We start from the raw sequence: 5,727 nt of genomic DNA, 5'->3' as shown, positions 1-5,727 counted from the left end.
CACCGAATCCGGCCCGCGGTGCTGCACGAAACCTTCGGGGCTCCATCGAGCCAGTGGCAATCGGCCCGTGGTTGCCTCACCATGGAGCGATGACTGCTAAGCGTTGCCGATCCACCGCCGATCCTGCCGAACCCCTTTCCGATGCCGAGCTGCTCATCGGCCTGGTGGTCTCACCATCCCTGAGTGCGATGCTCGGCCCCGAGGTCACCACCTCGGTGCGCAAGATTTTGGTGCAGCGGTATCCGGGAGTGCGCTGGCAACTGAAGATGGCCGAAGACCGGCTGGTCGATCCACCCACCGAGACCTTGGACCTGCTGGAGGCGGCCCGAAACCGCGTGCTGGAGGAGAACTGGGATTTGGCCGTGGTGCTCACCGCGATCCCCCTGAAGACCGGCCGACGTCCGGTGCTCACCCAGTCCTACCCCGTGCACGGGGTAGGACTGGTCTCCGTCCCAACCCTGGGAGCCGTGCACGTGCGGCAGAAGGTGCAAGAGACCACCGTGCACGTGGTCGGGCAGCTCCTGGGCTACGACGCCGAAGACCTCAACGCCCAGCGGGATCTTGCTCGAAGAGCCCACCAGCTGTCCACCGATCTCGACGAACGCCCGGACGACAACGTCGTGCAGTTCACGGCCCGAGTGCTGAGCGGCAACGTGCGGTTGCTGCTGGGCATGATCCGCGCCAACCAGCCTTGGGCCTTCGTGGCCCGGCTCTCCCGGGCGATGGTCGTGGCAGCGGCCACCGGCATGCTGACATTGGTGGCCTCGGACCTATGGGTACTGGCCATGGCCTACGGGCCGGTGCGCCTGGTCCTGCTGGCGGTGATGGCGATCGGGGCGGTGAGTGCCACCCTGATCCTGGGAGCCGACTTGTGGGAGCGCCCACGGCGGCGAGCCCAACGTGAGCAGGTGATCCTGTTCAATTTGGCCACCACCGCGACCGTGGCCATCGGGGTTGTGGTGTTCTACCTCGGCTTATTCATCCTGTCCTGGGTCGGCGCGCTGCTGCTCATCGACGAGCAGGTACTGGCCGGTGTCGCCGGTCACCCAGTGAACGCTTTGGACTACGCGAAGATCAGCTGGCTCACCGCCAGCCTGGCCACCGTGGGCGGAGCACTAGGAGCTGGACTGGAGGACGACGATGTGGTGCGCGCCGCTGCCTACACCCGGTCCAGCACCTGACACAGCCCCAGCACAGAAGAAACTGAAACATCTACGCGTTGATGCCACGTCTATGCAGGTGTCATTGCCGGTCGCGATGACTTGGTGGGCTCAGCGCAGTGCGCTGCCTCGTACTCGGCGGGTGGGGCGTTGCCGAGGCGGGTGTGCGGGCGGGCGCTGTTGTACCTGTCGATCCGGGATCCGCACCGCCCTGCCGGACGCGCGGATCGCAGTCGACAAGTGGCATCTCGTCGCCCTCGCCAACCTCATGGTCACCCAGGTCCGTCAACGGATCACCCGGCAACTGCACGGCCGCCGCGGCACCGCCACCGACAAAGTCTGGGCCAGCCGGCAACTGCTGCTCACCGGCAACTGCACGGCCGCCGCGGCACCGCCACCGACAAAGTCTGGGCCAGCCGGCAACTGCTGCTCACCGGCTACGAGCACCTCACCGTGAAGCAAAAGGCCCGGTTCAACGCCGCCCTCGCCGCCGAGGATCCGACCAACGAGATCGCCGCCGCGCATGCCGTCAAGGAACGCCTGCGCCTGCTGCTGGCCGAACACCAGCCGCACCAGATCCGGCGCAGGCTGTACGACTTCTACGACGCCGCCGCCCGCGCCGACATGGAGGAAACCAGCCGCCTGGCGACCACGATCGACACCTGGTGGCCAGCGGTGCTCGTCGCGCTCACCGAGGACGTGACCAACGCCCGCACCGAGGGCTTCAACCGGATCATCAAGCAAACCAAGCGTGTCGGATGCGGCTTCACCAACATGGACAACTACCGAAGGCGCATCATGGTCCACATCGCCCTCACCCGAGGGCAGAGACCAGCAGCATGAAATCAGCACACGCCCCGCTCAAATGCGGAGAGCCCAATATTGACCCCTGACCGCCGATCCTGGCTCTAGTCGAGCCAGGAGGGACGAAGGGATGCTGTCCGTGGAAGATTGGGCCGAAATCCGGCGTCTGCATCGAAGCGAAAGGTTGCCGATCAAGGCAATCGCTCGCCTGATGGGAGTTTCCCGCAACACCGTCCGCTCGGCGTTAGCCGCCGACGGACCACCGAAATATCAACGCGCCAAATCTGGTTCGATCGTCGACGTCGTCGAACCCCGCATTCGGGAGTTGCTCCACGAGTTCCCGACGATGCCCGCAACGGTGATCGCCGAACGCATCGGCTGGGACCGCTCAATCCGAACCCTGAGCACAAGGGTCGCCGAACTCCGACCGGTCTATCTGCCGCCGGACCCGGCTTCACGAACCACGTATCTTCCCGGCGAGATCGCTCAGTGCGACTTCTGGTTCCCTCCGATCACTCTGCCGATCGATCACGGCCATGTTCGGACCGCGACGAAACTACCGGTCTTGACGATGACCTGCGGATATTCGCGCTGGTTCTCTGCCTTGTTGATTCCCACCCGCGGCGCCGAAGACCTGTTCGCCGGCTGGTGGCACCTGATCGTCGGGCTCGGCGCAGTGCCCCGAGTACTTGTCTGGGACGGCGAAGGTGCCATCGACCGATGGCGGCACCGCAAGGTGGAACTAACGCAGGACTGCCAGGGATTTCGCGGCACTCTCGGTGCGAAAGTGCTCGTCTGTAAGCCGGCCGATCCGGAAGCGAAGGGCATCATCGAACGCAATCACGACTATCTGGAGACCTCGTTTCTGCCCGGCCGTTCGTTCACCGGTCCCAATGATTTCAACCGGCAACTGTCGGCGTGGTTAGCGATCGCGAACAGCCGTCGCAAACGCGCCCTCGGCTGCGCCCCGGCCGATCGCATCGATGCCGACCGCGCCCGAATGCTCGAGTTGCCGCCCGTGCCACCGGTGACCGGATGGCAGTACTCGACCAGACTGGCCCGCGATCACTACATCCGACTCGATTCGAACGACTACTCGGTGCATCCGTCGGTGATCGGACAGCGCATCGAGGTCACCGCCGATCTGGCCCGGGTGCGAGTGTGGTGCGCGGGCCGGTGCGTCGCTGATCATGTTCGGGCGTGGGCGAAACATCAGACGATCTCCGATTCCGATCACGTGAAAGCTGCTGTCACACTGCGCCATAACCGCATCACAGTGGTTCACCCGGCGGCTGAACCGGAGGTTCAGATTCGATCGCTGAGCGATTACGACGCCATGTTCGACGTCCCTGACTACGATGGAACGGAGGCACTATGACCACCAACAACAGCGGAACCCGGCAGCCTCAGCATGATCTGACCGCCGAGTTGAATTTCCTGTCCCGCGCCCTCAAAGCACCGACCTTGCGTGATGCCGCCGGACGATTGACCGAACGAGCACGTGAAGAGAGTTGGACTCACGAAGAATTTCTGGTCGCGTGCCTGCAGCGGGAAGTCTCCGCGCGAGAAAGTCACGGCGGCGAATCCCGGATCCGCGCCGCTCGTTTCCCTGCCCGTAAATCGTTGGAGGAGTTCGACTTCGACCACGCTCGCGGTCTGCAGCGTGATGCCATTGCGCATCTGAACACCTGGCACGGTCGTCCCCACGACCGGCGCAGCGACGTCGCCGCGCTGCAGGACCTGCTGCCGACGGTGCGGTCCACCGTGCACGTCCCGGTCCTGACCGACGCCCTCGCTGTCGCCGATGCTCACGCATGGGCCGACATCCTCGCTCGCCCCGCGCCGGTGCAGTTCGAGCGAGTCGATTTCAACGACCCCTTGTGGGTGCTGTACTCGTCCGGGACCACCGGAATACCGAAAGGCATCGTGCATTCACACGGCGGAGTCCTGCTCGAACATTACAAGCTGCTCGGCCTGCACCACGACCTCGGGCCGGGAGACCGCTTCTTCTGGTACACCACCACTAATTGGATGATGTGGAACCTCGTCGTGTCCGGACTCCTGCTCGGGTCGACCATCGTCGTCTATGACGGCAGTCCGACGTATCCGAACCCGCAGCGCCTGTGGACGATCGCCGCGGACTGCCGAGCCCGCGTCCTCGGAGTCAGCCCCGGATACCTGCTCACCTGCGCCAAAATGGGTGTCGAACCCGCCCGAAACCTCGATCTAAGCCACCTCAAGATACTCGGATCCACGGGCGCACCCCTGGCCGAGCAACAGTACGACTGGGTCCGCGGCCACGTCGGATCGACGATCCAGGTGGCCTCCGTCAGCGGCGGAACCGACGTGGTGAGCGGGTTCGCCGGCAGCGCCCCGAACACGGCGGTGTGGGCGGGCGAGCTGTCCGCACCGATGCTGGGTGTGGCCCTGGAAGCCCGCGACGAGAACGGTCGGCCCGTCATTGGCGACGTCGGCGAGTTGGTGGTCACCGAACCGATGCCCTCGATGCCCGTCTTCTTCTGGAATGACGCGGACGGGACCCGGTATCGCACCTCCTACTTCGAGACCTATCCCGGTCTCTGGCGTCACGGCGACTGGGTAATCGTGACCGAACGCGGCAGCGTCGTCGTGACCGGTCGATCGGATGCAACGCTGAACCGTCATGGAGTGCGCTTCGGAAGCGCCGACATCTACGACATCGTCGAAGACCTGCCGGAAGTCGGCGAGGCACTCGTCGTCGGAATCGAACTCGACGGCGGCGGCTACTGGATGCCGCTGTTCGTCGTCCCCGCACCGGGCAGGTCACTCGACCAGGAGCTCCGCGAGCGCATCACCACCGCGATCCGAACCCACGCGTCCCCTCGCCATGTTCCCGACGAGATCATCGAAGTACCCGCCATCCCGCACACCCGCACCGGCAAGAAGATCGAGATACCGATCAAACGCATCGTCCAAGGAGCGGACGTCGATCGCATCATCGGATCCGACACGATCGACGACCCCGACGCCCTGCGGTACTTCACCCGGTTCACCCGCACCGATGCCGCGAGCAGGACCCCCTGACAACCGGGGCGCATGCACCGCTTCCCTCCCTGCCACGCCATCCGAGCAACGAGCCGAGGTTCAGAAGAACGATGTTTTCCAAAGTATTGGTGGCTGCCGGGACTGTTTCGCAATCGGTGTTTTGGCCCGAGACGCTGAGTGAATGCTCGGCGAGGAGGTGCCGAGATGACGACACTGGAAGATGTGACGAAGAAGAGGGCCGAGCCCTCCGCGGAAGCTGCGGCGGCCGCAGAGTTGGTGCGCCTGGCCAAGGAGCAGGGCCTGTCGCTGACCGGGCCGGACGGCCTGCTCAAACAGTTCACCAAAACCGTCCTGGAAACCGCACTGAACGAGTGTGTGACACCGTATTTCTTCGGCGGCGGCATCAAGGTCGCGGAGACGATCTCCCGGCGATCGAGGCTACGCGGCCGCCCCGAACGCGCATCGTCTTCGAGGCCGGCCAAGCCGTCTACGTCGTAGCGGGCGCGCCAGGAGATCACCGTCGGCCGCGACACCCCGACCAGATCCGCGATCGACGAATTCGACTCACCTTGAGATGCGAGCAAAACAATCCTCGCTCGCTGCGCCGCACCGGAGGAGATCGACCTCGACCGCAGTCGTCGGGCCAACTCGAGATCGTCGCCGTCTCGCAAGAGTAGGGGCTTAATCCGCATGCTTGAAGTATCTCAAATCGCACTGTCAAAGAATTTTAGGCGCGCGG

The 5,727-nt window shown here is 64.5% G+C and carries 5 protein-coding genes and 2 pseudogenes; 6 read left to right on the top strand and 1 reads right to left on the bottom strand.

The window, feature by feature from the left end:
- Nucleotides 1-89 precede the first annotated feature (89 nt).
- The 6 genes and pseudogenes from A2J01_RS24600 to A2J01_RS24580 all read left to right on the top strand — a co-directional run.
- Entirely contained in the window at nucleotides 90-1,181 is a 1,092-nt protein-coding gene (locus tag A2J01_RS24600) for a hypothetical protein (RefSeq protein WP_064113786.1), read from the top strand.
- Nucleotides 1,141-1,617, top strand: coding sequence for a transposase (locus A2J01_RS37495; RefSeq protein ID WP_082900952.1), 477 nt, complete (start codon nucleotides 1,141-1,143; stop codon nucleotides 1,615-1,617). The genes A2J01_RS24600 and A2J01_RS37495 overlap by 41 nt, the downstream gene beginning before the upstream one ends.
- Complete coding sequence (locus A2J01_RS24595) at nucleotides 1,500-2,003, top strand: ISL3 family transposase (protein WP_442971578.1); 504 nt, start codon at nucleotides 1,500-1,502, stop codon at nucleotides 2,001-2,003. The genes A2J01_RS37495 and A2J01_RS24595 overlap by 118 nt, the downstream gene beginning before the upstream one ends.
- A 91-nt stretch (nucleotides 2,004-2,094) precedes the next feature.
- A complete protein-coding gene (istA, locus tag A2J01_RS24590) occupies nucleotides 2,095-3,342 on the top strand; it encodes an IS21 family transposase (RefSeq protein WP_064113784.1) in 1,248 nt (415 codons plus the stop codon).
- Nucleotides 3,339-5,027: an acetoacetate--CoA ligase gene (locus tag A2J01_RS24585; RefSeq protein WP_064113783.1), complete on the top strand. Its 1,689-nt coding sequence runs from the start codon at nucleotides 3,339-3,341 to the stop codon at nucleotides 5,025-5,027. The genes istA and A2J01_RS24585 overlap by 4 nt, the downstream gene beginning before the upstream one ends.
- 165 nt (nucleotides 5,028-5,192) lie before the next feature.
- A pseudogene (locus tag A2J01_RS24580) lies at nucleotides 5,193-5,364 on the top strand (IS256 family transposase); the annotation flags it as partial.
- Between the two features lie 115 nt (nucleotides 5,365-5,479).
- Here the strand turns inward: A2J01_RS24580 and A2J01_RS35415 are convergent.
- Nucleotides 5,480-5,680: pseudogene (locus tag A2J01_RS35415) on the bottom strand (helix-turn-helix domain-containing protein); the annotation flags it as partial.
- Nucleotides 5,681-5,727 lie beyond the last annotated feature (47 nt).

It is taken from the genome of Rhodococcus sp. EPR-134 (assembly GCF_001647205.1).
Taxonomy (GTDB): Bacteria; Actinomycetota; Actinomycetes; order Mycobacteriales; family Mycobacteriaceae; genus Rhodococcus_F; species Rhodococcus_F qingshengii.
Note: the sequence above shows the minus strand (reverse complement) of the source record. Positions and strands in the feature narration are given on the sequence as shown.

Coding starts and splice junctions, on each gene's coding strand:
- A2J01_RS24600 (WP_064113786.1), top strand. CDS start 90: ATGACTGCTAAGCGTTGCCGATCCACCGCCGATCCTGCCGAACCCCTT.
- A2J01_RS37495 (WP_082900952.1), top strand. CDS start 1,141: ATGTGGTGCGCGCCGCTGCCTACACCCGGTCCAGCACCTGACACAGCC.
- istA (WP_064113784.1), top strand. CDS start 2,095: ATGCTGTCCGTGGAAGATTGGGCCGAAATCCGGCGTCTGCATCGAAGC.
- A2J01_RS24585 (WP_064113783.1), top strand. CDS start 3,339: ATGACCACCAACAACAGCGGAACCCGGCAGCCTCAGCATGATCTGACC.